General features: G+C 70.9%; 30 protein-coding genes and 1 pseudogene. 14 read left to right on the forward strand and 17 right to left on the reverse strand.

What is annotated here, in order from left to right; genetic code table 11:
- Nucleotides 1-109: 109 nt before the first annotated feature.
- The 4 genes from ACFXOZ_RS36890 to ACFXOZ_RS36905 all read right to left on the reverse strand — a co-directional run bounded on the left by ACFXOZ_RS36890 (nt 110) and on the right by ACFXOZ_RS36905 (nt 3,235).
- Complete coding sequence (locus tag ACFXOZ_RS36890) at nt 110-970, reverse strand: biotin-dependent carboxyltransferase family protein (protein ID WP_380521505.1); 861 nt, start codon at nt 968-970, stop codon at nt 110-112.
- A 65-nt stretch (nt 971-1,035) separates the two neighbouring features.
- Entirely contained in the window at nt 1,036-1,659 is a 624-nt protein-coding gene (locus ACFXOZ_RS36895; protein ID WP_380594292.1) for an allophanate hydrolase subunit 1, read from the reverse strand.
- 5 nt (nt 1,660-1,664) lie between these two features.
- Nucleotides 1,665-2,522 carry a LamB/YcsF family protein gene (locus ACFXOZ_RS36900; RefSeq protein WP_380594333.1) on the reverse strand — a complete coding sequence of 286 codons (858 nt, stop codon included), beginning with the start codon at nt 2,520-2,522 and terminating at the stop codon, nt 1,665-1,667.
- A gap of 23 nt (nt 2,523-2,545) precedes the next feature.
- Nucleotides 2,546-3,235, reverse strand: a complete 690-nt coding sequence (locus tag ACFXOZ_RS36905; protein ID WP_380594294.1) for a GntR family transcriptional regulator — start codon at nt 3,233-3,235, stop codon at nt 2,546-2,548.
- A gap of 157 nt (nt 3,236-3,392) precedes the next feature.
- Between ACFXOZ_RS36905 and ACFXOZ_RS36910 the strand changes: the two genes are divergently transcribed.
- Genes ACFXOZ_RS36910 through pcp form a run of 3 tightly spaced genes read left to right on the forward strand, consistent with a single transcriptional unit; the run spans nt 3,393 to nt 5,832 of the window.
- Nucleotides 3,393-4,199, forward strand: a complete 807-nt coding sequence (locus ACFXOZ_RS36910; RefSeq protein WP_380521503.1) for a DUF969 domain-containing protein — start codon at nt 3,393-3,395, stop codon at nt 4,197-4,199.
- Nucleotides 4,196-5,164, forward strand: a complete 969-nt coding sequence (locus tag ACFXOZ_RS36915; RefSeq protein WP_380521501.1) for a DUF979 domain-containing protein — start codon at nt 4,196-4,198, stop codon at nt 5,162-5,164. The genes ACFXOZ_RS36910 and ACFXOZ_RS36915 overlap by 4 nt, the downstream gene beginning before the upstream one ends.
- Before the next feature lie 23 nt (nt 5,165-5,187).
- Complete coding sequence (gene pcp, locus ACFXOZ_RS36920; protein WP_375883792.1) at nt 5,188-5,832, forward strand: pyroglutamyl-peptidase I; 645 nt, start codon at nt 5,188-5,190, stop codon at nt 5,830-5,832.
- A gap of 85 nt (nt 5,833-5,917) precedes the next feature.
- Here pcp and ACFXOZ_RS36925 read toward each other — a convergent pair whose 3' ends face one another.
- The 4 genes from ACFXOZ_RS36925 to ACFXOZ_RS36940 all read right to left on the reverse strand — a co-directional run bounded on the left by ACFXOZ_RS36925 (nt 5,918) and on the right by ACFXOZ_RS36940 (nt 9,990).
- Complete coding sequence (locus ACFXOZ_RS36925) at nt 5,918-6,415, reverse strand: phosphoribosyltransferase (protein ID WP_360238628.1); 498 nt, start codon at nt 6,413-6,415, stop codon at nt 5,918-5,920.
- A 95-nt stretch (nt 6,416-6,510) separates the two neighbouring features.
- Entirely contained in the window at nt 6,511-7,671 is a 1,161-nt protein-coding gene (locus tag ACFXOZ_RS36930; RefSeq protein ID WP_380594297.1) for a hypothetical protein, read from the reverse strand.
- Between the two features lie 190 nt (nt 7,672-7,861).
- A complete protein-coding gene (locus tag ACFXOZ_RS36935; RefSeq protein ID WP_380594299.1) occupies nt 7,862-8,680 on the reverse strand; it encodes a class I SAM-dependent methyltransferase in 819 nt (272 codons plus the stop codon).
- The gene (locus ACFXOZ_RS36940) at nt 8,677-9,990 is read right to left on the reverse strand and encodes a helix-turn-helix transcriptional regulator (RefSeq protein WP_380521494.1); all 1,314 of its coding nucleotides are present in this window, start codon (nt 9,988-9,990) and stop codon (nt 8,677-8,679) included. The genes ACFXOZ_RS36935 and ACFXOZ_RS36940 overlap by 4 nt, the downstream gene beginning before the upstream one ends.
- Before the next feature lie 203 nt (nt 9,991-10,193).
- Between ACFXOZ_RS36940 and ACFXOZ_RS36945 the strand changes: the two genes are divergently transcribed.
- The 8 genes and pseudogenes from ACFXOZ_RS36945 to cyaB all read left to right on the forward strand — a co-directional run bounded on the left by ACFXOZ_RS36945 (nt 10,194) and on the right by cyaB (nt 15,306).
- Entirely contained in the window at nt 10,194-10,481 is a 288-nt protein-coding gene (locus ACFXOZ_RS36945) for a hypothetical protein (RefSeq protein ID WP_380594301.1), read from the forward strand.
- Between the two features lie 180 nt (nt 10,482-10,661).
- Nucleotides 10,662-10,802, forward strand: coding sequence for a hypothetical protein (locus ACFXOZ_RS36950; protein ID WP_199807964.1), 141 nt, complete (start codon nt 10,662-10,664; stop codon nt 10,800-10,802).
- Nucleotides 10,803-10,815: 13 nt separating this feature from the next.
- A complete protein-coding gene (locus tag ACFXOZ_RS36955) occupies nt 10,816-12,003 on the forward strand; it encodes a JmjC domain-containing protein (RefSeq protein WP_380521490.1) in 1,188 nt (395 codons plus the stop codon).
- Entirely contained in the window at nt 12,000-12,896 is an 897-nt protein-coding gene (locus ACFXOZ_RS36960) for an aldo/keto reductase (protein ID WP_380594303.1), read from the forward strand. The genes ACFXOZ_RS36955 and ACFXOZ_RS36960 overlap by 4 nt, the downstream gene beginning before the upstream one ends.
- Nucleotides 12,880-13,713, forward strand: coding sequence for a hypothetical protein (locus ACFXOZ_RS36965; RefSeq protein WP_380594305.1), 834 nt, complete (start codon nt 12,880-12,882; stop codon nt 13,711-13,713). The genes ACFXOZ_RS36960 and ACFXOZ_RS36965 overlap by 17 nt, the downstream gene beginning before the upstream one ends.
- Nucleotides 13,714-14,014: 301 nt before the next feature.
- A pseudogene (locus tag ACFXOZ_RS36970) lies at nt 14,015-14,122 on the forward strand (transcriptional regulator); the annotation flags it as partial.
- A 13-nt stretch (nt 14,123-14,135) separates the two neighbouring features.
- Nucleotides 14,136-14,753 (forward strand): HD family hydrolase, encoded by a 618-nt coding sequence (locus ACFXOZ_RS36975; RefSeq protein ID WP_380594307.1) that lies wholly within the window; start codon nt 14,136-14,138, stop codon nt 14,751-14,753.
- Complete coding sequence (cyaB, locus tag ACFXOZ_RS36980) at nt 14,737-15,306, forward strand: class IV adenylate cyclase (RefSeq protein WP_380594309.1); 570 nt, start codon at nt 14,737-14,739, stop codon at nt 15,304-15,306. The genes ACFXOZ_RS36975 and cyaB overlap by 17 nt, the downstream gene beginning before the upstream one ends.
- A gap of 275 nt (nt 15,307-15,581) precedes the next feature.
- Here the strand turns inward: cyaB and ACFXOZ_RS36985 are convergent, their stop codons facing one another.
- Genes ACFXOZ_RS36985 through ACFXOZ_RS37000 form a run of 4 tightly spaced genes read right to left on the reverse strand, consistent with a single transcriptional unit; the run spans nt 15,582 to nt 18,619 of the window.
- On the reverse strand, nt 15,582-16,454 hold the full coding sequence (locus ACFXOZ_RS36985; protein ID WP_380594311.1) for a hypothetical protein: 873 nt from the start codon (nt 16,452-16,454) through the stop codon (nt 15,582-15,584).
- The gene (locus ACFXOZ_RS36990) at nt 16,435-17,280 is read right to left on the reverse strand and encodes an aldo/keto reductase (RefSeq protein WP_380594313.1); all 846 of its coding nucleotides are present in this window, start codon (nt 17,278-17,280) and stop codon (nt 16,435-16,437) included. The genes ACFXOZ_RS36985 and ACFXOZ_RS36990 overlap by 20 nt, the downstream gene beginning before the upstream one ends.
- Nucleotides 17,277-18,467, reverse strand: a complete 1,191-nt coding sequence (locus ACFXOZ_RS36995) for a cupin domain-containing protein (protein ID WP_380594315.1) — start codon at nt 18,465-18,467, stop codon at nt 17,277-17,279. The genes ACFXOZ_RS36990 and ACFXOZ_RS36995 overlap by 4 nt, the downstream gene beginning before the upstream one ends.
- A 14-nt stretch (nt 18,468-18,481) precedes the next feature.
- Nucleotides 18,482-18,619 (reverse strand): hypothetical protein, encoded by a 138-nt coding sequence (locus ACFXOZ_RS37000; RefSeq protein WP_167745851.1) that lies wholly within the window; start codon nt 18,617-18,619, stop codon nt 18,482-18,484.
- A 107-nt stretch (nt 18,620-18,726) separates the two neighbouring features.
- Between ACFXOZ_RS37000 and ACFXOZ_RS37005 the strand changes: the two genes are divergently transcribed.
- Nucleotides 18,727-20,202 (forward strand): helix-turn-helix transcriptional regulator, encoded by a 1,476-nt coding sequence (locus ACFXOZ_RS37005; protein WP_380594317.1) that lies wholly within the window; start codon nt 18,727-18,729, stop codon nt 20,200-20,202.
- Complete coding sequence (locus ACFXOZ_RS37010; protein WP_380594319.1) at nt 20,202-20,924, forward strand: RibD family protein; 723 nt, start codon at nt 20,202-20,204, stop codon at nt 20,922-20,924. Before ACFXOZ_RS37005 ends, ACFXOZ_RS37010 begins: the two co-directional genes overlap by 1 nt.
- Before the next feature lie 128 nt (nt 20,925-21,052).
- Here ACFXOZ_RS37010 and ACFXOZ_RS37015 read toward each other — a convergent pair whose 3' ends face one another.
- From ACFXOZ_RS37015 to ACFXOZ_RS37025, 3 genes are all read right to left on the reverse strand, one after another.
- Complete coding sequence (locus ACFXOZ_RS37015; protein WP_380594321.1) at nt 21,053-21,526, reverse strand: hypothetical protein; 474 nt, start codon at nt 21,524-21,526, stop codon at nt 21,053-21,055.
- Nucleotides 21,493-21,771 (reverse strand): hypothetical protein, encoded by a 279-nt coding sequence (locus tag ACFXOZ_RS37020; RefSeq protein WP_380594323.1) that lies wholly within the window; start codon nt 21,769-21,771, stop codon nt 21,493-21,495. Before ACFXOZ_RS37020 ends, ACFXOZ_RS37015 begins: the two co-directional genes overlap by 34 nt.
- 195 nt (nt 21,772-21,966) lie before the next feature.
- Nucleotides 21,967-22,596, reverse strand: a complete 630-nt coding sequence (locus tag ACFXOZ_RS37025) for an HAD family hydrolase (RefSeq protein ID WP_380594325.1) — start codon at nt 22,594-22,596, stop codon at nt 21,967-21,969.
- Nucleotides 22,597-22,666: 70 nt separating this feature from the next.
- Between ACFXOZ_RS37025 and ACFXOZ_RS37030 the strand changes: the two genes are divergently transcribed.
- The gene (locus tag ACFXOZ_RS37030; protein WP_380594327.1) at nt 22,667-23,128 is read left to right on the forward strand and encodes a class IV adenylate cyclase; all 462 of its coding nucleotides are present in this window, start codon (nt 22,667-22,669) and stop codon (nt 23,126-23,128) included.
- On the opposite strand, the gene ACFXOZ_RS37035 is transcribed toward ACFXOZ_RS37030, so the two are convergent.
- A complete protein-coding gene (locus tag ACFXOZ_RS37035) occupies nt 23,068-23,373 on the reverse strand; it encodes a putative quinol monooxygenase (RefSeq protein WP_380594329.1) in 306 nt (101 codons plus the stop codon). The genes ACFXOZ_RS37030 and ACFXOZ_RS37035 overlap by 61 nt on opposite strands.
- Before the next feature lie 3 nt (nt 23,374-23,376).
- A complete protein-coding gene (locus tag ACFXOZ_RS37040) occupies nt 23,377-23,823 on the reverse strand; it encodes a hypothetical protein (protein WP_380594331.1) in 447 nt (148 codons plus the stop codon).
- Nucleotides 23,824-23,953: the final 130 nt, after the last annotated feature.

The following is a 23,953-nucleotide window of genomic DNA, read 5'->3' on the forward strand; positions in this document are numbered from 1 at the left end:
GTGGGGGGCCGGGGGGGGGGGCCGGGCCCCGGCCCCCCGCCCCCCCCGCCGGGGCCGCGGGGCCGCCCCCGGGTCCGGCGTCCTGCCGGTGCGGGCCCCGGCACCGAACTCACCGCCGCCGCATCGGGGTGAAGCGGACCGGGGTGCCCGGGGCGGCCTGGGCGGCGGCGGCCAGCGCGGCGGCGGGGACGACGCCGATGACGGGGTAGCCGCCGGTGGTGGGGTGGTCCGCGAGGAAGACCACCGGGCGGCCGTCCGGCGGGACCTGGACGGAGCCCAGGACCATGCCCTCGCTGGGGAGTTCGCCCTCGCGGGCGCGCTCCAGGGGCGGGCCGTCCAGGCGCAGGCCGATCCGGTTGCTGGTGGGGGAGACGCGGTAGCCGGAAGCGGTCAGGACGGCGAGCGAGCCGGCCGTGAACCAGTCGTCGCGCGGGCCGAACAGCACCGGCAGGAGCAGCGGATCGGGCGGCGCCGGCGTCGGCACCACGTCCGCCCGGGCGGCCGGGCCGACCGGCTCGCCGAGTGGCAGGGCGTCACCCGGTGCCAGCGGAGCGGGGCCCAGCCCCGACAGCAGATCGGTCGAGCGGCTGCCGAGGACCGGGGCGGCGGCGACCCCGCCCGCGAAGGCCAGGTAGCTGCGCACGCCCCGCGTCGCGGGGCCCACGTCCAGCAGCGCCCCGGCGGGCAGCCGCACCGGGGCGCCCCAGGCGGCGGGCCGCCCGTCGACCCGTACGGCGCACGGTGCTCCGGTCACGGCGACCGTCACCGCGCGGTCCACGCGCAGCGCGCAGCCGAGCACGGTGGTCTCCAGGGTGGCCGCCGTCGCGGGGTTGCCGACCAGCCGGTTGGCCAGCCGGTGGGCGGGCTGGTCCAGCGCGCCGGACCGCGGCACGCCCAGGTGCGCGTGCCCGGGGCGGCCCAGGTCCTGGACGGTCGTCAGCAGGCCGGAGCGGGTGATGGTGACAGTCATGCTTCCTCCCTCCTGTTCCCTCGCTGATACGTCCCCGCTGAGGTTTCCCGGCTCATGCTTCCCGCTCATGCTTCCTCGATCACGAAGCGGACCCGGGCACCCGGGCTGAGCAGGGCCGCCGGTTCGCGGGACGGGTCCCACAGCACGGCGTCGGTGTGCCCGATCAGCTGCCAGCCGCCGGGGGAGGAGCGCGGGTAGGCGCCGGTGTAGCGGCCGGCGAGGGCGATCGCCCCGGGCGGGACGGCGGGACGCGGCGCGGCCCGCCGCGGCACCCGGTACCGCTCGGGCAGGCCGGTCAGGTAGCCGAAGCCGGGGGAGAAGCCGCTGAACGCGACCCGGAACTCGGTCGCGGAGTGGATCCGCGCGACCTCCCGCTCGGCGACGCCCCACAGCGCGGCGACCTCCGCCACGTCGGCGCCGTCGTAGCGCACCGGGACGGTAACGGTCGCGTCGGCGCTCGTCCGCAGCGGCGGGACGCGCCAGCCGGGCAGTTCGGCGGCCAGGGCGTCCGGATCGGCCACGCCGTCGAGCAGGACGGTGCGTTCGGCCGGCACGACCTCCGCGACGGACGGGAACCCCGACGCCGCGCGGCGGCGCTGGAGTTCGGCGTGGAAGGCGAACGTCTCGTCGGCGCCGTCGAGTTCGACCAGCAGCGCGTCCGGGCCGACCCGTAGGACTCGCAGGTTCATCCCGTTCATCCCGTAGCTCCGCCCGCCCGCTCCGGTACGGGTGCGAACGCCTCGACCCGGACCCCGGCCCGCCACAGCGCGGTCCGCACCCGCTGGGCCAGCTCGGCGGCCCCCGGGGTGTCGCCGTGCACGCACAGCGAGCGGGCCCGCAGCCGGATCCGCTCGCCGGTGCGGGCGGTGACCTCGCCGTCCCGGGCGATGGCGACCGAGCGGTCGACGACCGCGTCGGGATCGTGGACGACGGCGTCGGGTTCGCGGCGCGGCACGAGCGTGCCGTGCGCGGTGTAGGCGCGGTCGGCGAACGCCTCGGCGACCGCGGGCAGTCCGGCCCGCCGGGCCGCCTCGTGCAGCCGTGAACCGGGCAGCCCGAGCACGGGCAGGTCCTGCTCCCGGGTGGCGAGGTGGACGCCCCGGACCACCGCCTCGGCCTGCTCCTCGTCGTGCACCGTCCGGTTGTACAGCGCGCCGTGCGGTTTGACGTACGCCACGTCCGCTCCGGCCGCCCGGGCGAACACCTGCAACGCCCCGATCTGGTAGGCGACTTCGTGGGCCAGCTCGTCGGGCGGGACGTCCATCGCCCGGCGGCCGAACCCGGCGAGGTCCCGGTAGGAGACCTGGGCGCCGATCCGTACGCCCCGGGCCGCGGCCAGCTCGCAGACCCGCTGCATGGTGCTGGGGTCCCCGGCGTGGAAGCCGCAGGCGACGTTGGCGCTGGTGACCACGGACAGCAGGGCGTCGTCGTCGGTGAGCGTCCAGCGGCCGAAGCCCTCGCCGAGGTCGGCGTTGAGGTCGACGACCGTCGTGGGGGCGCCCTCGGTGCCTGCGGTGCCTGCGGTGCCTTCGGTGGCTGCGGTGGCTTCGATGCCTTCGGTGCTTCCGGGCGGTGTCACGCCGCGCCGTCCGTCATCGCGCGGACGATCACCGCGCGCGCGTCGTTCAGGTACCTGGTCAGTTCCACCTCGGCGTCGTCGATCTCGCCCGCCTCCAGCAGCCCGGCGAGCGTCTGGTTGCGGCGCAGGAACGGCTCGTGGAGCCCGCTGGCCGAGGGGACGGCGGCGAAGGCCAGGCGCAGCTCGGCCATCAGCCGGGCCATGCACTCGTCGATCCGCCGGCTGCCGGCGAGCCCCGCGATGGCCTGGTGGAAGTGCAGGTCGGCGGTGCCGACGGTGACCCAGTCGCCGAACGCCTCGGCGTCCTCCGCGCGGGCCAGCGCGGTCCGCACCGCGGCCAGGCGCTCGGGCGTCGCGGCGCGCAGGGCCCGTACCCCGGCCGTCTCCAGCGCGAGGCGCAGGGTGTAGATGTCGGCGACGTCGGCCGGTTCGAGGATGCGGACGAACACGCCGCGGTTGAGCTCGTGCACGACCAGCCGCTGGTCGGCCAGCAGCCGGAACGCCTCGCGGAGCGTGTTGCGCGAGATGGTGAGCGCCTCGCCGAGCGCCTCCTCGGAGAGCCGGGTGCCCGGGGCGAGCCGGCCCTCGGTGATGTGCTCGCGCAGCACCTCGGCCACGCGTTGGGCGGCGCTGGCGCGTTCGATGCGACCCCGGTCGGCCGCGAGCGCGTCGAAAACTCCGGTCACGTTCCACCTCCTGAACTTTTGTCGGATTGTTCCACAATCCCCTAGCCTCTCGGCAACCCCCGAACGGTCGCGGTCCACCCAATCGCGACCGCCTCGGCCCCGGGGTGCCCAGGCGGCCACCCATAGGGCGGAGGTCCTCTGAAAGGCGGTCAGGAACATGATCGTTCTTGTCGGCATCCTCGTCGTGGTGGCCGGGTTCGCCACCCGGCGCAATCCACTCCTCGTCGTCGGCGCCGCCGGCATCCTCACCGGACTGCTGGGCGGGATGAGCCCGCTGAAGGTCCTGGAGGCCTTCGGCACCGGCTTCGCCTCCAGCCGCTCGGTGACCCTCTTCGCGATCACCCTGCCGGTGATCGGCCTGCTGGAGCGCCACGGCCTCCAGGAGCAGGCGCGCACCCTGATGAACAAGCTCGCCAAGGCCAGTGCCGGACGCGTCCTCGCCGTCTACCTGGTGGTACGCCAGCTCACCGCCGCCTTCGGCCTCACCGGACTCGGCGGACCGGCCCAGGCGGTGCGCCCGATGGTCGCGCCGATGGCCGAGGCCGCCGCTGAACGCCGCCACGGCACCCTGACCGACAAGGCCCGCGAACGGCTGCGCTCCTTCGCCGCCAGCGCCGACAACGTCGGCCTGTTCTTCGGCGAGGACTGCTTCCTCGCCGTCGGCTCGATCCTCCTGATCACCGGCTTCGTCGACGCGACGTACCACACCGACCTGGAGCCGGTGCAGCTCGCGCTCTGGGCCATCCCCACCGCGGTCTGCGCCACCCTCATCCACGGCGCGCGCCTGCTGCGCCTGGACCGCACCCTCGCCCGGGACCTGCCTGCCGGGCCCTCCGCCGCGGCCGTCACCGCGCCTGTCGCCACCACCGCCACCGCGCCCGCCGCTACCACCGCCACCACGGCGCCCGCCGCTACCACCGCGCCCGCCACCACCGCCGACCGCACCGAGGAGACGACCAAGTGATCAAGGTCGAGTGGCTGTACTGGCTGGTCGGAGCCGTCTTCCTCGCGATGGCCGCGCAGATGGCCGCGGACCGCGGCAACCCCAAGCGCTACGGCAGCGCCGCCTTCTGGGGCCTGCTCGGCGCGAGCTTCGTCTACGGCTCCTGGGTCGCCGACAAGTCCGCCCCCGCCGCGCCGCTGGGCGTCGCCGTCCTGGCGATGATCTGCCTGGCCGGCTTCGGCTTCACCGGCCGCGGCACCCCCACGGCCGCCGCCCCCGAGCAGCGGGCCGCCTCCGCCGCGCGCCTGGGCAACCGGCTGTTCATCCCGGCGCTGGCGCTCCCGCTGGTCGCGCTGGCCTGCGGCACGCTCCTCAAGGGCGTGCACCTGGGCGGCGGGGTGCTGCTGCAGACCGGCAGCGAGACGCTCCTCGGGCTCGGCATCGCCTCGCTCGTCGCCCTGGGCCTCGCCCTGCTGCTCACCCGTGAACGCAACCCCGCCGTCGCCCTGCGCTCGGGCCGCGGGCTGCTGGAGGCCATGGGCTGGGCCCTGCTGCTGCCCCAACTCCTCGCCGTCCTGGGCTCGATCTTCCAGAGCGCCGGCGTCGGCACCCAGGTGGGCAGGATCACCACCCACTTCCTCCCGGACGGCAGCAAGTACGCGGCGGTGGCGGTCTACTGCCTGGGCATGGCGCTGTTCACGATCATCATGGGCAACGCCTTCGCCGCCTTCCCGGTGATGACCGCGGCGATCGGCTGGCCGGTCCTGATCACCCAACTGCACGGCAGCCCGGGCGTCGTCCTGGCCGTCGGCATGCTGGCCGGCTTCTGCGGCACCCTGGTCACCCCGATGGCGGCCAACTTCAACCTCGTCCCGGCGGCCCTGCTCGAACTCAAGGACCAGTACGGGCCGATCAAGGCCCAACTCCCCACCGCGGGAGCACTGTTGGTCTGCAACATCGCCATCATGTCGCTCTTCGCGTTCTGACCCCTCCCGGAAAGGCAGCCCCGATGACCAGAGTCCTGCTCACCGGCTTCGAACCGTTCGACGGCGCCGACGTCAACCCCTCCTGGGAGGTCGCCCGCCTCGTCGCCGACAACCCGCCCGACGGGCTCCTGGTCACCGCCACCCGGCTGAGCTGCGTCTTCGGACGGGCGGCCGAGGAACTGCGCACAGCGATCGCGGACTGCGCCCCCGACCTGGTCGTCTGCCTCGGCCAGGCGATCGGCCGCCCGGACGTCACCGTCGAGCGCGTCGCCGTCAACGTGGACGACGCCCGCATCCCCGACAACGCCGGCCGACAGCCGGTCGACCGGCCCGTCGTCCCCGGCGGCCCCGCGGCCTACTTCGCCACCCTGCCCGTCAAGGCCTGCGTGGCCGCCGTCCGGGAGGCGGGCGCGCCGGCCTCCCTCTCCCACACCGCGGGGACCTTCGTCTGCAACCACGTCTTCTACGCCCTGATGCACACGCTCGCCACCGAACACCCCACCGCCAGCGGCGGGTTCGTGCACATCCCCGCCCTGCCCGAGCAGGTCCTCGACGGCTCCGCCCCCGCCCTGCCGGCCGACCTCGTCGCCCACGCCCTGCGCGCCCTGCTCACCACGGCCGCCACCCGTACGGTGGACCTCCGCGTCCCGGAGGGGGCGACCCACTGAGGCCGCCCGGACCCGCTGCGCCCCGCACTGCCCCGCCCCGCCCTGCCCCGCCCCGGCGGATCGGCGGTGACGGCGGATCGGCGGCTCAGGCGTCGAGCACCTGGCCGGGGCGCTTGACCACCGGGTCCTGCGCCGACCACGGGAACTCGATCCAGTCGTCGGTCCGCTTCCACACGTACTCGCACTTCACCAGGGAGTGCGACTTCTCGTAGATCACCGCGGACCGGACCTCGGCGACGTGGTCGAGGCAGAAGTCGTGCACCAGCTTCAAGGTCTTGCCGGTGTCGGCGACGTCGTCGGCGATCAGCACCTTCTTGTCGGTGAAGTCGATCGCGGCGGGGACGGGCGCGAGCATCACGGGCATGTCGAGGGTGGTGCCCACGCCCGTGTAGAACTCGACGTTCACCAGGTGGATGTTCTTGCAGTCCAGCGCATACGCCAGCCCACCCGCCACGAACACGCCACCCCGGGCGATGCTCAGGACGAGGTCGGGCTCGAACCCGTCGTCGGCGATCGTCTGCGCCAGCTCACGCACCGCCCGGCCGAAGGTCTGGTAGTCCAGGATCTCTCGCACATCAGTCACGCTGTTCAGTTTCCTCGACACTCGGTCGGGCGGCGAATCCGGCCCCCTGGGCAGCCCACCGCGCGCGGCGCCCACGGCCGGCCCGTCACGCCCGCTCAGCGGCGCAGCAGCGCCTCCCGGTGCCCCCAGGCAAGCCGGAGCAGCGCCGCACCGGCGGGTTGCATCGGCTCGGTGGTGGTGAGGCGGTCCACCTGCTCGGCGGTGAACGGGATGCCGACCGAGCGGCCGGTCGCGTCGTCCAGGCCGACGCGGCGGCCCTCGTCGTTGGTGGAGACGATCCGCCGGAAGACCTCGTCGAACAGCTCGGCGTCGAAGACGGCCACCGTGAGCAGGTCGGTGACGAAGGTCAGCGGGTCCATCCCGAGGCCCAGCCAGAACATCCGCAGACTGCCGTCCTGCCGCGCTGCTCCGAGCGTCCGGTGCAGCGGCCAGGCCTCGTAGTCGATGGGTGCCTTGCTGCTCCCGTACTCCTCACTGCCGCCGAGGAGCTCCTCGCTCAGCTCCCGCAGGACAGCCCGCCAGAGGTCGAAGTCGTTGGCCTCGTTCCAGGGCGCGTCGTGGGAGGCCTGGAACATCCCCACCGGCATCACCTGGAAGAGCCCGCCGCCGCTGGCCACCTTCGCGGGGTCGCGCCAGTGCAGCAGGAACTCGGCGTCGCCGGTGCGGCGATCGTGCCGGACGGTCAGCGTGGTGACGGCCTCCATGACCGGGCGGCGGGCGAGGTCGGTCGGATCGCCGACGGCGTCCCGGAACGGCGTGCGCCCGTCCGGGCCCGCCAGGACGGAGGCGGCGTACTCGTGGGCCGCCGCCTCGCAGATGTTGATCACGTCGAAGTACCGCCCGCGCCCGAAGGTCAACGTCGGGCCGTCCGCCGCCACCTCCAACAGCCGGTAGCAGCTCCGGTCCTCGAACAACCGGGGCCTGGCGAGCTCGCCTACCGCATCGGAGTAGTACCGGAACGCGGTGCCGTCCTCCCGCCGCGCCCGGACGTGATCGAGCTCGGGCTCCCCGCCGTCCAGCACGGCCGGGGGCGTGTCCGCCTGCCACCGCAACCGGACCCGCTCCAGCGGCACCGGCTGCCCCGGAATCCAGTGCGGACGGGCCAACAGGGGCAACCCCGGGACCAGCCGCCCGGATGCGCCTTCGGCCAGCAGCTGCCCGGTCAACGCGAAGCGATGGTCATTCAGGAACGTCCGGACCCGCCGCCACTGCTCACGGCTGGCTGTGGCGTTCGGGTGGTCGTCATCCATCGGCACGCCCGGCAACATACCGCGCCACCCCAACAGCCATGCGTGGGCCGAGTGATCGAGCCACGCCCCACCGGCCCTCGGAAGTGACAGTGAGCCCGAGCCGCTCGGAGGCCGTACAGCGGTGAGCCGAAAAGTCACGCGAACGACGGCCACGGCTCTGCCGCCCACTCCCGCCAGGTCCGCTGCCCTGGCGGCCTTAGCGTCGACAAGTCAGAATTCCGCCAAGGCACGTGATCTTGAATGAGCCGTCCGTCTTGATGGCGGCGGCAGCGATCTCTGCTGCCCGACTGACCGTCTCGCGGAAAGGGACGCCGGATTGGTCAGCCCACGCTTCGTAGGAGGCGAGGTGGGAAACGATCGGCGCAGGATCGGTGATCTCGACGGTGCCGGGTAGTTCCCGCACCCGGATGTCCTTGAACGCTGTCCGGAGGTAGCCGGTTGCCTTTTCCAGGGAGAAGCGGGAGCTGAGGGAGACCCGTGCTGGCCCTTCCGGGATACCGAGGACGTCTCCTGCGGCCCTGGCCCAGAGCCGGTCCAGCTCGCGCTTGTCGGTGTCGCTGTTGGTCGAGGCGATGAGCACGCCGCCAGGCCGCAGGACACGGGCCAGTTCCTTGATCGCGGCCTCGATATCGCTGACGTGGTACAGCATGTGCAGGGCCAGCACGGCGTCGGCGCTGTCGTCGGCGAAGGGCAGAGCCTGGGCGTCGGCCACCAGGACCGGTTTTTGGACCTCGGTGAGGATGCCCGCCGAGATGTCCATCCCGACGATCTGAAGGTCTGGACGGTCCTTGTGCAAGCGGCTGACGAACTTGCCGTTGCCGCAGCCGATGTCGACGACGATCCCGCTTGTGTCGGCCAGCTCTTCGACGACGATCCCGGGCAGGTCGTACCGCGGCTGTTGCCACCGGTAGATCGACTGGCGGGCAGCCAGGTGGCGTCCGTCGGCGTAGGCGTTGTTCGCGAGGACGGACCGGTCGGTGACTGCGGCGTCCTGCTGAGCGGTGTTGCTCGTCATGCGGGCAGCTCCGGAGGGTTCGTGAGTGCGGGTCGAGAGCAGGCTTCCCTGACATTCTCGCGGAGACCCAGGACGATCGGGGAGCCTGCGTAGGCGGGCTCGGCGAGACGGGTGCTCAGCACCCGAAGACGGGCAGAGATGCTCGCTGTGCGACGACCCGGTGCGGCAGACAGCACCACCGAGAGCTTCTCCTGCACACCGTCGAGGTCACCGTGGGCGAGGTGGGCGTTGGCAAGGTCGAGGAACGCGGCCAGCAGGTCGCCGGAGGACTGCTCCTGCTGCGGCCCGGACTCGTACAGGGCGATAGCCCTGGAGGACGCCTCGATGGCTCGATTCACGTGACGGTGACCGCCCAGGGCAATGAGGGTGGTACCCGCGTAGGCCCACTGCTTGGCCTCGGGGAACGTGAACACACCGGGAAGGTCCACGGCCGCTACCGTGTGCCGCGCTGCCGTGGCCGTTTCCACGGCCCGTAGCGCGCTCGCGCTGTCGCCGAGCGCGGCGGTGGCCCGTGCTTCGAGGCTGAGCAGACGAGCTGCGATGGTCCCGCTGTCCGCGTACAGCAGTCCGGCTCTGGCCAGCTCGGCGGCCTGGCGGTGGTCCTGCTGCCAGTAGGCGATCAGGGACTGGACGGATCGGATCCAGGCCCGGAGACCGTTGTGGCCGGCTGACTCCGCGCAGCGCCAGGCCGTTCGAGAATGCGTGGCCGCAGCCGCGTACTGGCCGAGGTCGAGGGCGACATGGGTGGCCAGGCCACAGAGGCGTCCGGCTTGTAGGTAGAGATGGCTTGTCTGGTAGGGGTGTTGGCGGCCTCGGAGTAAGTCGAACACTCCTCGCCGGAGGGTTCCGATGTCGTGGAAGAGCTCGGACACCGGCTTGCTCACGTAGTCCCCTGCCAGCCTCGCAATGTCCGCGTCGATCTGTTCGAGCAGCGTGTCGTCCACGTTGGACGCGCTCGCGAAGCGGAGGAAGAGCGCGGACTCTGCCGAGTCGGCTGCTACGGCCACGACGAGATCGCCGTCGTGGTCCGTGTGTGAGGCAGGCACAAGGGGCGAGGTTTCGCTCACGCTGTTGAGCGGTGGAACTGCTTCGGCGGCTGCCAGGGGTGCTCCCAGCAGGTCAGCCAACTGGTCGACCGAGAGCCTCAGGACGCGGGCGAGCTTCGGCCGCATCCAGGGCTGCGGGGTGCCCCTGCCGCTCTCCCATCGCCCCACGGTCGTACGGTCCACGTCGAGGGCTTCAGCCAGGGATTCCTGGGTGTGACCGACTGCCTCCCTGCGCTGGATCAGCCGGGACCGCCTGGATGCCATTCTGCGTCCTCCAGGGGTAGGTCAGTTCGTCCGTAGCCGTAACAGGCCAGTTCATGGCCGGGTTTGCAGCACGGATGCCTCGTTGTCGCCTCAATTCTGCTCTGGTTCATCGGCGTTGGACGCGGTTCTGTGGATACCTGCCGGGTGAATCCCGGCGCGAATCGGCCCGCTGCCGACCTCGTCCCGGTGAAAGGTGCGCACTCATGTCCGTCGCCACTCGCCAAGCCATCACCCCTGCCCCGTTCGGCTTTTGCGTGCTGCCCAGTGCCAAGGCCGTACCGAACGCCCGGCGGCGGGTGATACGGACCGTGCGCGGTTGGGGCCTGCCGCTGGCGGAGGACGCGCTCCGCGGCGTCGAGCCGGACCCCGCCGGAAAGCGGATCTGGCTCGAGGTCGGCACCACCGCCGCAGTCTCGGGCGACGAGCGACTCACCGCGCTGGTGAGGGCCGCGGCCCCGAAGGCACGGGACGTCGTCCCGACCAGTGCCTGACAAGACTTCCTCCCGCCCCGACGCGGGCTTGGGGGATGCGGGTGGCCGCGCTGATCAACAGCTACGCGGCAAGAACACCTGAGGTTCCTTGCCAACGGCTTGCCCTGGCAACGGATCCATCGCTGCACCCACGACAGGGCTGGGCAGTCGGCCCGCCCCATGAAACCGAAGGAGTACCTCATGCCCGAGAACCTGACGACCGGCACTGAGCTGGAGGGCGACGGCCTGCTTGTCGCCCGTACGAAGGTCGCCGCGGCTCGCTCGCGCGGCGAGCAGCCGTCGGACGGCGGCTCCACCGGCCGAACCGACACCAACGACTGACGGCTGCATCACGATGACCGCCGAGCACTTCTCGGTGGTTGAGCGTCTGGGCGGGGATGACTTCCTCGCCCAGACGCTCAGCCGCAGCTTCAAGGTCGCACGCGGCGAAGCCGCGTCGCTTGCTGGGCTGATGAGCTGGGATGACCTCAACGCCATCCTTACCCGTCACCGGTTCGAACCCCCTCGCTTCCGCCTCGCCGCCAACGGGGAGCAGGTGCCCGCACACACCTACTCCCGGCCGATCACCACCCGGCGGAGCACCGTCTGGCACCAGCTCCAGCCCTCCGATTTGCACCAGCGTCTCGCCGAGGGTGCCACGCTGGTCCTGGATGCCGTCGACGAACTCCACCCCGGCATCGGGTCCCTGGCCGGCCAGCTGGAGCGCTGGCTGCGCACCGGCGTGCAGGTCAACCTGTACGCCTCCTGGACCGGCGTCGAAGGCTTCGGCGTCCACTGGGACGATCACGACGTGGTCGTCGTCCAGCTCGACGGCGCCAAGCGCTGGCGCATCTACGGCCCCACGCGCACGGTGCCGATGCACCGCGACGTCGAGACACCCGAGCCGCCGCCCGAAGAGCCCGTCGCCGATCTGGTCCTCACGGCCGGTGATGTGCTCTACCTGCCTCGGGGCTGGTGGCACGCCGTCGCCGCCTCCGAGGGCAAACCCTCGCTACACGTCACGTGCGGACTGCAGAGCACAACCGGCGCCGATCTGATCACCTGGCTGTCGGAGATGTTGCGCGCCCACGAGGCCGTCCGGGCGGACATTCCGCGCTTCGGAGCAGCCGAAGAGCAGCGCGCGTTCCTCGACACGATCGGCAAGCTCCTCGCGGCCGAGTTGGAGAGCGACGACCTGATCGCCCGCTTCTCCTCCGCCCGCGACGCCACCGAGCGAGCCCGGCTCGCACCGTCGCTGCCCCACATCACGGCAGCCCCGCCGGATGCCGACCTCCAGGTGCGCCTGGTCACCACGCGACCCGCGCTCACGGCCGTGTCCGACGACACCGTCCGGCTGACCGCCGGCGGCGAGGAGTGGACGTTCGCCGCCAAGGCCGAGCCGATGCTCGCGCTCCTCGCAGACGGGGACCCCCATCGGCTGGCTGATCTCGCACAGGCCGCAGGCATCACCATCACACAGGCGGCCAATGTCGTGACGGAGCTGGTCGACGGCCAAGCCGCCGTGATCGGAGGTGCGCCATGACGGCCCAGCTGGGCCTCGGCACCTACCGCTGCCTCGATGTGGCCGAGGCCGCGCTGATGGCCGCCTCCCGAGGTGCCGACTGGGTGGACACCGCGCCCAACTACGCAGGCGGCCAGGCGGAAACCTCGCTCGCCCCGGTTCTGGCTGCCCACCGGGATCTTCGCGTCTCCACGAAGGTGGGCTTCATCCCGGCTGGCGCCGGGCACATCGGCGTGCGGGCCGGTGCCCTGATTGCAGCGGATGCCGAACGCGGGTACTGCCTCGCCCCGAACTACATCGCCTGGCAGCTCGCCCGTAGCAGGCGCATGCTCGGCCGGGTACCCGACCTGGTGTTCGTGCACAACCCCGAACACGGTTGCCCGGACGGCGAGATCACCGGCCGGCTCTACAAGGCCTTCCTGACCCTGGAAGAGGCCTGCGGTCAACAGGTCATCAGCGCCTACGGAGTGGCGACCTGGCGCGGCTTCAGCAGCCGCCTCTTCGACGTACCCGCGCTGATCGAACTCGCGGCCAAAGCCGGCGGCCCGAACCACCACCTGCGGGCCATCCAGCTCCCGGTCTCCCTCGTCCACCTCGCGCCCGTCGCCCAGGCTCTCGGCGGACATGGCCCGTTGGCCGACGCCCTGAATGCGGGACTGGAGGTGTTCGCCTCCGCCCCGCTCCACGGCGGCGAGATCCCTGACCTGGTGACCCCGGAACTGTCCGAGCTGATCACCCCTGGCAAGACCCCTGCCGAGACCGCCCTCGCCGTCGTCGCTTCAGCCCCAGGGGTGAAGCGCGTGCTCCTGTCGACGGGGAACGCGGAACACTGGGGTCAGGCCGCCGGAGCCGTCGGCCGACCGTCGTTGTCTCCGGACGTACTGCGAAGGGTCGTTGATGTACTCGGAACCTGAGCCGGACACCGCCAGGCGGATGCGCGGGACGCACGCCACAGCAGCAGCGGCGTTCGACGCGACGACGATCGGCTCCCGCGAAGCGTGGGGCTGGCGCGGTCGTACCCTCAGCCGCCCGGTTGCCACGGCGTCCGGCGAGGGCTGGCTCCGCCTGGTGTCGGCCCCGGCCGACAAGGCCGGCGGGAAGCTCTGGGAGGGGCCGCGGGAGGCAGAACGGCTCATGCCTCCCGCGGTACCCAGGCCACGCCTGCGGGAGCGGCGCACCTGGACCGAGGCCGGGCACGGCTACCTGGCAGAGCTGTACGACCAGATCACCGCCCCCACCATCACCACCCACGAGCCGATCCTTCGGGAAGCGCCCGACCTGGACGATGCCTGGTGGGACGCGCTCAGCACCGCCCTCGACGCCATCGCCACCGTCCCGAGCGACCGGGTCGCTGTCCGGCAGGAGTACCTGGACCGCGCTATGCCCCAGTACCTCGGCATCCCGATCGACACCAAGGTGGCCGCCTGGACGACGGCCCACGGCGACCTGCACTGGGCCAACCTCACGGGCCCGGCCCTCACGGTTCTCGACTGGGAAGGCTGGGGCGTCGCTCCCGCCGGGTACGACGCGGCGCTGTTGTACTCGTACAGCCTCCTCGTGCCGGACACCGCCACGCAGGTCCGTCACCGACTCGCCCACATCCTCGACACGCCAGCCGGGCAGTTCGCCGAACTGGCCGTCATCACTGAACTGCTACAGACCACCACACGAGGCGACAACCTCGACCTTGAGCAGCCCCTGCGACGGCGGCTCTCCGCGATCACCAGTTGACCAGCCCTCGACCCCCTTCTGGTCGAGGGCCGAGATCACACCGACGCGACCGATCCCCGGACTTGAGGCGCCCGCGCCGGACGACGGCGTCCGGGTCGGGCAGACCCAGCGTCGGAGGTGCACACGCGCCGGAGGCGACTGCGAACCCCGGCGATCCACCACGGTCCTCCGGATCAGTTCGATGACGGAAGCCACGGCATCGCAAGATCTGCTTTCTTCCCATGCAGTTGGAGGAGTGGTCGCTTCTCTGGCCCCTCGACATCCGGAACGGGCGACGAGGTAATGTTCCGGAGCCGCTGGGCTACCTCGCGAACGGCTTCCGGTGATGTTGGATGGGCGGGAGCTCTCGCCACGGGGGCGGCGCGAACTCGACAGCATCCGTTACGCGATCCGCCTTGCCGAGGTGTGAGAGGAGCCAGAGGATGACGGACGACCTGACCTCGGTGGCGAGGTTCCTGTTCGAAGCCGGGACGCTCAAGCAGACCAAGCGCACGGGATGGTGGATGGCCGGGGTCCGCGATCCGGAGTCGGTCGCCGAGCATTCCTGGCGGACCGCGCTGATCGCATCGGTCATCGCCAAGCTCGAAGGCGCCGACCCGGCGCAGGCCGCCTTCCTCGCGGTCTGGCACGACTCGCAGGAGACGCGTACCGGGGACGTCAACCACCTGGGCAAGAAGTACGCGCCCGGTGCGGATCCGGTGGCCGTGACGGCTGACCAGGTCGCCGGGATGCCCGAGATCCTGGCCTCGGCCATTCAGGACCTTGTTGCGGAGTACGAGGGGAAGGAGACCCCGGAGGCGGTCTGCGCCCGGGACGCGGACAAGCTGGAGTGCATGATCCAGGGCGTCGAGTACAAGGCGCAGGGCTACGCCAACGCGCAGCGGTGGATCGACAACAGCCGTGGGCGGCTCACCACGAAGTCCGGCAACGCCCTCGCCGATGCGATTCTCGCGAGTGACTCGCTGGACTGGCTCCGCGCGGCCCTCGGTGAGAAGCCGCTCGACGGCGGGCGGAGGAACGTGGATGGCGATCGAGGCTGAGCTCAAGGCGGTCGTGCGCGACCCGGAAGGCGTGCTCAAGCAGCTGGAGGCGCGGTGCGGCGCCGGCCGGGCCGAGGTCTACCGCGACACGTACTACGACGCGCCGGACGGCAGCCTGATGGGTGCCGACCGGGAGTTGCGGATCCGCACCGTGCACGGCCCGGATGACACGCGGAGCGTCCTGACCTACAAGGGTGCGCGGGTGGACGAGGCCTCCGGCTCGAAGCCGGAGGCCGAGACCAGGGTCGAGGATGCCGCTGCCGCGCACGAGATCGTCCGGGGCTTGGGTTTCGTTCCGCGCATCGCGTTCGAGAAGCGATGCCGCAACTACGCCTTCGAGCGTGATGGCCGGCGGGTGCTGGTCACGCTCGTGCGCGTACCCGAGCTGGACGACGCCACGTTCATCGAGGTCGAGACGATGGCGGCAACGGAGCACGAGCTAGGGTCGGCACTCGCTTTCGTCCGCGCCGTACTTGCGGAACTGGGGATCGGAGAGAGCGACTTGACCACGGACCTGTACACCGATGCGGTCGCGGCGGCGCGACCGGTGTGATCCGGAGGGGTTCAGCGGGCCCGCTGGCTCATCGCCGTGCTCCCTGTGGCCAGAGCACGACGACCGGCACGCTCCGGTGCCGTGCGTAGGCGACGACGTCGGCCGTGCCGCCGTAGCCGCGTGCCACTCGGCGACCGTGATCTCGCCCGCCTGGTGGGCATCGTCGATCGGCGCCAGATCTCGCCGGCCTCGCTCCTTCGCGCTTGCGATGTCCTCGGCGTCGTGACCGCCCGGAGGGCGCGCGATGGAGTCCATGTGCGCTCCTTCCCTGTTCGTCAACTCTGTTGCTGGTCCATGGTCCACCTGACGAAGCCGGGGTCCGTGACCTGCGGCGGGGTAACCCCAGTCAGCCCACATGCCCGGTCAGCGAGGAGAGGGGCAAGTTCTGGGTAGTACCCCCGATCAACAGCCTGGAGCATCTCTGCGAGAGCGATCAGCTGACCGACACGTCCGGCAGGAGTGTCGAGGATGTCGGCGAACTCCACGCGGACGCGGTCCGCGACCTCGGGCACGAGGAGGCTGCTGACCCACAGGACTGCGGGGTCGTAGCCGATCGGCACCAGGCCCCAGCGTTCCCAGTCGAGGATCTTGAGCGGCCCGGTGGTCAGGTTGGCCCACTGGAGGTCACCGTGCCCGGTGGTCCGCTCGACTTCGGCCGGGGCCGGGATGCCGAGGTACTTCGGGAAGACCTGTTCGACCCACGTCCGGCGCAGAGTGATCTTCGCACTGGGTGCTTCCGCGATGCCGGCCAGCGCGTCCTTCAATGCGCTCCACCAGCCGTCGTCCAGGCCAGGATCGTCGCGAAGATCCGGCGTGGAGGAGACCGTGGGACCTACCAGGTCGAAAACGTCGGCCTGGTAGAACCAGCCGGTCTCGGTCCAGTCCGCGGTGTTGTGGAGCCGGGGTCGCGGGACGGAGGCGGGGATGAGCTGTTCCGCGCCGAGGGCTCCCTGACCGGTCGGTCGGGGCGCCCGGTGACGGCTGTTTCTGGAGACCCGGAGCCAGACACTCTCGGCTCGCCGGCCGATGGTGGTTCCGGAGGTGCCGAAGACCGCCGGTCCGGTGCACACGAGGCCGAGGAAGGCCGCCGCCTTTTCGTGCGCTGCCATCAGGTTGCGCCGGGTGTCGTCATCCGGCTGAAAGGACATCGAGCACCGTCCTGAGTCGCTTGTCGGGGATCGGTTCGGCGAGCGCCGCTCTCGCATCGTCCCAGTGCCGGCGGGTGCTGGTCGAGGTGAGGACGACGTCCAGTGCCGGGCACGCTCCGATGACCTGGAACGCGGTGGCGTGCGGGGTCGATCCCGGCGCGAGGAGGTTCACCAGTTCGGGGGTCATCAGGCCAGGCAGTTCACCGCCGTGCAGGGGCGCCGACGCGAACGTGGTGATTCCGGCGTCGCGTGCGTGGACGAGCGGCCCAGCGCCGTCGAGGGCCAGGGCGAGAGGCTCGGCCATGACGAGGCTGACCGGCATCTGCACGCCGGTGAGGTGGTGGTCCGTCGATCCGGCGGTCTCCCGCGCCAGTCCGGCCAGCTCGGCGACCGTGAACGCCTGCTCGGTGAAGCCGGACCAGGTGGCAATGCCGTAGCCCCCGATGCGGCCAGCGTCCGCGAACTCCTCCAGCACGCCGAACGCAGCCCGGACGTTGAGGTGCAGTTGCTGCCGATCGCGGCTCGACTGCTCGGGATTGTGGAGGAACACGACGTCGGCACGGCCGAGCACGGCGAGCGATTCCTCGGTCTGGGCGCGGACGTCCACGGGGGCGAGGCTGTGGCGGCCGCCCGGGTGGAAGCCGGTCTTCGTCGTCACCTTGGCGTGCGGGTGCTCTGCGAGGACGGGGCCGAGGTCATGGTGCGCCTGGCCGTGGGCGTAGTTGGGGGCGGTGTCGATCCATCGGGCTCCGGCCATGAGGGCAGTGCGCGCCGCGTCGCGGGCAGCGCGCACCCGGTAGGTCCCCAGGCCGAGAACGGGGCTCACCGGTCGGCCTTGACGACGGCGAGGACCTGGCCCTGGACCAGGGCGGTCAGGACGCCGGCCACGTCCTTGACCTCCAGGCCCGCGGCGTCGGCGAGTTCGGCGATGCTGGCGGTGTCCCCGGTCAGCAGGATCTGCAGGGCGGGGCCGGCGCGCTCGGCGAAGTCCCACGCGGTGCCGGCAGCGGACAGGGTGACGGTTCCGGCGTCCGGGTTGCTGGTGAGTTCGGCGCGCGGGGCGGTGAGTCGCACCGCGATCTCCCTGCCCGCGGGAAGGGCGTCCACGTAGGGCAGGGACGGCGTCGGTCGGCCGAAGTGGGTGGTGCCGGTGGACCGTGCCCAGCGGTCGATCAGGTTGGGCTCGGACAGCGCGGTGAGCACCGCGGTCCGCAGGTCGTTCTGGTAGGTGGCCTTCGCGTCCGCCTCGGCGTGGCGCGGGACGTCCATCCGCAGGACGGTGCTCTCGTGCAGCTCGTCCACCAACCACCCCACAAGGGAGGCGCCGGTCTGGGTGACGAGCCCGAACGTGAGGTGCAGCGACTCCGTGCCCTGGTCGGCGGTGACGCTGTGCCACCAACCGCGAGGCAGGTAGAGGATGTCGCCCGGGTGGAGGACGAAGTCCGCGATGGGCTCGCCTTCGGGCTCCTCCGGTGAGTCCACGTCGCGGAAGGTGGGTGCTTGCCGCGTCGGCTCCCACAGCCGCCAGCGCTTCGCCCCGTACTGCTGGACCACGACGACATCATGGTCGTCCCAGTGCCGGCCGAAGCCCTCGTGCTCGGTCCAGGAGGCGTAGGTGTTGGTCTGCACGGTTGTGCCGACGAAGCGTTCCAGGTCCTCGGCTGCGCTTCGGATCGGCGGGTGGATCTCGTCGATCGCGTCCACGACGAGGGAGGCGCCTTCGGCGAGCCTGGCGTGCAGCTGGGCGGGGTGTAGCCGGTTCCAGGTCGCCCCGCGTCGGTTGGTGGTCGGCGTCGAGTACCGGCTGACGGGGACGGTCTGGCCGTCCTGCGAGAGCCGCAGCCGGGGCGGCTCGATGCGGTGGGTGGCGAGGATGGTGTTCAGATCGTCCCAGGACAGGAGGGGAGCGGTGTCGGCTCCATCTGCGGGGAACACGGCGTAGGAGCGGTGGAGCGCCTGGGTGAGGAACTGGTCCCCACCCAGGCGCACCGCCCACGAGGCGGTCTCAGGCATCGTGGGCGTCCTGCTCAGGTGTCGTTCTGGTCGGATCGGCCGCCGGTGTTGTCGGACGGCACGTCGGCCCGGGAGCGGGCGGCTCGGATGTTTCGGACGGCGACCAGCAGGCCGCCCTCGTCGTCGTGAACGGCGGGCGTGGTGCTCTCCATGCCTTGTCCTTCCTTCCAGTGGTATCGCCGTGGTGTCCGGCGAGCTCTACGAAATCGCTGCGAACCGTCTTTGAACAGAGCAGAATTGCTGCATTGACGCTGCATCTGTGTGGCAAAGCGTCCGCTGGCCTGGCACCTTCTGGCGCAAGCGGGTTCCGGCATTCTGGGGACGGGCGATGGGGGCACGGCGCGAGCGGTTCATCGCGTTGCGCATGAGCGCGGGGTACACGCAGGAGTCCCTCGCGATCGCGATGGGGGTCGACCGGACGACGGTCGGCCGGTGGGATCGCGGTCAGGCTGTGCCCCGTCCGTGGCAGATGCTGAAGCTCGCCAGCCTGTTGAGAGTTGACCAGAAGGAACTCTCCGAAGCCCTGCTGGACGCTCCTGGGCGGACCGGTCCAACCGGCAACATGGGGCCGGTGCAGGGTACTTCTCTGCCGGACGGAGCTGGCCGGCAAACCGCGACACCGGAAATGGAAGCGGCCGGCGCCGAGGAGACCAGGGCCGGCGTGGCGTCCATGGCCGTCATGGACGGCGGCGTCCGGGTCGGTTGCCGGACGGCCGACGGGAGGATCGTCTTCGTGAGCCTGCCGCGTCGGCCCCTGTTGCGGGCCGGCACCGCTGTCCTGGGCGTCACACCCTCCGAGAGATCCGCAGCGCCCGGCCCCTGGGCCGTCCCGCCGGCGCTTTCCACTGAGATCCACCCGGTCGAGAACATGCGGTTGCTCCGCAGGTCGCTGGTCGAGTGCGACAACGTCCTGGGGCCTCGCGAGGTCGTCGCCACGGCCCAGGAGCACGTGCACCTCATCCAACGTCTCCGCCGCGAGGCCTCCGGCCGAGACCGGCACGACCTTCTGCAAGTGCAGGCCGAGTACGCCGAGTTCTGCAGCTGGCTCTACCAGGACAGCGGCGATCACCGTGCCGCCCAGTACTGGGCGGACCGTGCCGTCGACTGGGCGAGCGCCTCCGGCGAGCAGGAGCTGACCGCCTACATCATGGCGCGGAAGTCCCAGCTCGCCGGCGACATGCAGGACTCCATCGAGGCGATCGACCTCGCTGCCGCGGCCCAGCGCCTGGCCGGCGCGGGAACTCGGTTGAACGCGATGGGGGCGGTGTACGCGGCCCACGGACACGCGCTGCTCGGCGACGAGAGGACAGCCCAGCGCTCCTTCGACCAAGCTCTCGTGCTGCTCGCCAAGCCGCCAGAGGCACCGCTCGGCCGAGGCCGGTGGCTCAACGAGGCCTACGTGGAGGCCCAGCGCGCCCGGTCGTTGTCGTGCCTGGGGCGCCACCGTGAGGCGGCATCCGGCTTCGAGAAGGCGATCCGGGCCCTGCCCGCGAGCTACCAGCGAGACCGCGGTGTCTACCTCGCCCGCTCGGCCATCGCCCAGTTCCACACCGACGGCCCCGAGCGCGCCGCGACAACGGCCGCCGCGGCGCTGTCGATTGCGGCAACGACCGGGTCGGCGCGGATCCTCTCCGAGCTGGCGCACCTCGACACCCTGCTGCAAGGGTGTGACGGCGTACCGGAAGTCGCCCACTTCCGGCAGGCGCTCGACAGCGTCCTGCTCCATGAAGTGTGATGACCAGAGCCCTGTTGTCCCGAGAGAACGGACCGCCGATGGCCGCCCGCCCCTTCGTCCTGCTGAGCGTCGCAACGTCCGTCGACGGTCACATCGACGACGCCTCCCCCGAGCGTCTGCTGCTGTCGAACGCCGAGGACTTCGACCGCGTCGACCAGGTCCGAGCCGAATCCGACGCCATCCTCATCGGCGGAAACACCCTTCGCAGCGACAACCCCCGCCTGCTGGTCAACAGCGAGAAGCGCCGCGCCGACCGGATCGCGGCCGGCAAGCCCGAGTACCCCCTCAAGGTCACCATCTCCGCCAGCGGCGACCTCAGCCGGGACCTCAAGTTCTGGCACTTCGGCGACAAGAAGGTCGTCTACACCACCGACGCCGCCGCACCGAAGCTCCAGGAAACGCTCGACGGCCTCGCCGACGTCGTCAGCACCGGCCCCACCGTCGACTTCGGTGCGCTGCTCGACGACCTCGCCACCCGCGGGGTCGACCGCCTCATGGTCGAGGGCGGTGGACAGATCCACACCCAGTTCCTCTCCCGGGGGCTGGCCGACGAGATCCACCTCGCCATCGCCCCGCTGCTCGTCGGCGACGCCGCCGCACCGCGCTTCCTCCACCCGGCGAACTACCCTGGTGGAAGCGGCCGACGGATGGGACTTCTGGAAGCTCGGACGATCGGCGACGTCGTGCTGCTGCGGTACGCCCCCAAGCCTGCGTCCAACTGATCGTCGGGGGCGTCACGTCCGCCGTTGAGCTCCCATACGGGAGAGCCAACACTGTTGCCCTCGAAGGCTTCCGCGGCCACTGCCGGGTGCAGTGTCGATCGGTCAGACGCGTCGCGCTGCCCGCCGGCTCATCGCTGTGCTCCCTGCGGCCAGAGCACTTCGACCGGTACGCCGCGCTGTCGCGCGTAGGCGACGACGTCGGCCGTACCGCCGTAGCCCCGGGCCGGGAGGCCGTCCCAGACGGCGAGGAGCTTGTCGACCTGCTGGACCAGGAGTTCACTGCCTGCCATGTGGGCGGCCGAGTCGGACTCCGTGAGGCCGGTGCGGTGAACGGCGGCGGCGCTACCCAACAGCCGGTCGTAGAGCGGGTGATGCCAATCCGGCAGTCCGTCCCGGTATCCATCGGCGGGGATGACGACCTCCAACTGCCCACCCCGCTCAAGGGCGATCTCGGCCAGCCAGGCGTCCGGCCCGTCCGCGATGCACGACAGGACGGTGAGACTGCTCGGTTCCTCGCGCGGGAGCGAGGATCCGAGCAGTTGTCGGACCTGCTCTTCGATCTCGGCCGTCAGTCCCCGGTGGCCGGTGATTCCGATCCGCATTCCGCATCACCCCAACCGTGCGGCGCGCTCGTCCAGTTCCCCGACGCCGGGAACGGCGCGGAGACGGTAGAGGCGGGCTTGCCCCGGCCGACCCTGATCTTCCCGCCGGCCTTGACCTGCACCCGCCGCAGCACGGTGTCCGGGTCGGGCAGGCCCAGCGCCGCAAGCCCGTACGCGCTGGCGGCGGCTACGAATCCCCGGTGATCGACCACGTCTCTCCGGCTCAGCACGACGATGGCATCCAAGGTATCGTCAATATTGAACCTGATATTGCCAGTTGGTATATGTGAGATTTTCGACCGAGCTGACGATTGACTGTGCGCGGCCTTGCAGCCGCGGTCCGATCGTCTGTTTCTCCGGCGACACACGGATCTTGCAGCCCAGTAGGTGGATGGGTCTCGGTAATCCCCCTGTCGGCGCGCCACAGCAGGAGGAGTCCGTTATGCGCCACTGAGGATTCTAGCCAGCTCCGTGAGTGAGCTCACCGTCCAGTCCGCTTCGAGTGCGGTGGTAGTCAGGCCGATTGGCCCACGACGCAGGTGGGCGGTGCGGAGGCCGGCGGCGCGGGCCGGGCTGATGTCGTTGGCGGGGTGATCGCCGACATAGACGATCTCGTTTGGGTCACCTGGCGCCCACTCCTTCACCTTGTCGAAGAAGGAAGGGCTTGGCTTGGCGATGCCCCATTCGCCCGAGGTGGCAATCTCGTCGGCTGGAAGGGCAAGAGCTCGCAGCAGATGCGTGACCTGTGCGTTCTGGTTTCCGGCGATTCCGACCCACAACCCGGCAGCCTGCAGCCGCGCCAGCGCTGGACGTACGTCCGGGTAGAGGTCCGACTCATCGAGGCGGTCGCCGCGATTCGCAGCTTGTCGGGCGTGCCACTCGGCGGCGATGTCGATACCTGGCTTGATGATTCGGATAGCGTCCGCGTTGTCCCGGCCCTTGGCCAGTACGGCGCCGACGAGTGCTGACATGGTGTGCGCCGGGACGCCGAGCCACCCGGCCCAATCGGCCCAGTAGCGGGTGTCGCTGGTCAGGGTCTCGCCGATGTCGAAGACTACGGATCGGAGCATGGAGGCGAGCCTAGTCATGGCGGCAGCCTGACGGGCACTTCTGAGTGGGCAATCTGACGGAGGAACATGGATGGTGATCGAGGCTGAGCTCAAGGCGGTCGTGCGCGACCCTGATGGCGTGCTCAAGCGGCTGGAGGAGCGGTACGGCGCGGGCCGGGCCGAGGTCTACCGCGACACGTACTACGACGCGCCGGACGGCAGCCTGATGGGTGCCGACCGGGAGTTGCGGATCCGCACCGTGCACGGCCCGGATGGCACACGGAGTGTCCTGACCTACAAGGGTGCGCGGGTGGACGAGGCCTCCGGCTCGAAGCCGGAGGCCGAGACGAGGGTCGAGGATGCCGAGGCTGCGCACGAGATCGTGCGAGGCCTGGATTTTGTATCGCGCATCGCGTTCGAGAAGCGGTGCCGTAACACGCTCTCGGCCGTCAGTCCCCGGTGGCCGGTGATTCCGAACCGCACCTCGTCACCTCAAGGCCTGGTGCTGGACAGCTCGTTCAAGAATGTCACCTCGAACGAATCAAGGTGCTGAGCGCGCTCGGTGAGGAAGCGACGGACATGAGGTTGCCGTTCGTGCTCCTCGAACGCCGAGCGGCTCACGTACAACTCGTAGAAGATTCGAACGTTGGGTTGACCCGGTACTGAGTGGATCGCGTAGAGGAGAGTCCCGGGCTCCTTCGCGCGGATCTCCTCGATGGTCTCCGCCGCCAATTGGTCGAACGCGCTTGCAGCCGCTGCGTCGCGGACGGTGAATCGTACGACCAGACCGTATCCCACGCCTCACGCAGCCTTCTGGCGGGCGACCTCGCGGGTGCGTTGGTGGAGTTGGCGGGCTGTGCGGTTGGTGGCGTGGGCCGGGATGGCTTTGCCCAGGGCCTGGAAGTGCTCGTCGCCCCGGACGGAGCTGATCGTGACGTAGTCGTCCAGGAAGGCGTCCCACGTGGCGCAGGCGGCTTCGACGTGCCCGAGTTCCATCTGGCGGCGGGCCAGCAGGCCGGTGCCGTGGACGCGGCCCTGCTTCTCGTTGGCCGGGCGGACGCGGTTGGAGACCTGGAGTTCCTTGATCGCCCCCGGCAGGTCGCCCAGTTCGTACAGCACGTGTGAGACGTGGAAGTGGTAGGCGGCCTGGTCGTAGCCGCCCACGGAGTCGTTGCGGCCCTCGGCCTGCGTCAGCGCGGTCTCCGTTTCGGCGAGGCGTGCGAAGGCCTGTCGCCGGTCCTTCACCATGGCGGCGCCGTGGGCCTGTTGGCCCGAGAGGAACGCCCTCAGAGGGCGTTCGATACCGATTTAGGCTGCCGCGAAGGGTTTCGGGCGGAGGTATTGCCCGATTCTGTCGGGGCTGGCGGTCAGGCGGGTG

Origin of the sequence: Kitasatospora sp. NPDC059160 (genome assembly GCF_042755465.1) — a bacterium.
In the GTDB taxonomy this organism is placed as follows: Bacteria; Actinomycetota; Actinomycetes; order Streptomycetales; family Streptomycetaceae; genus Kitasatospora.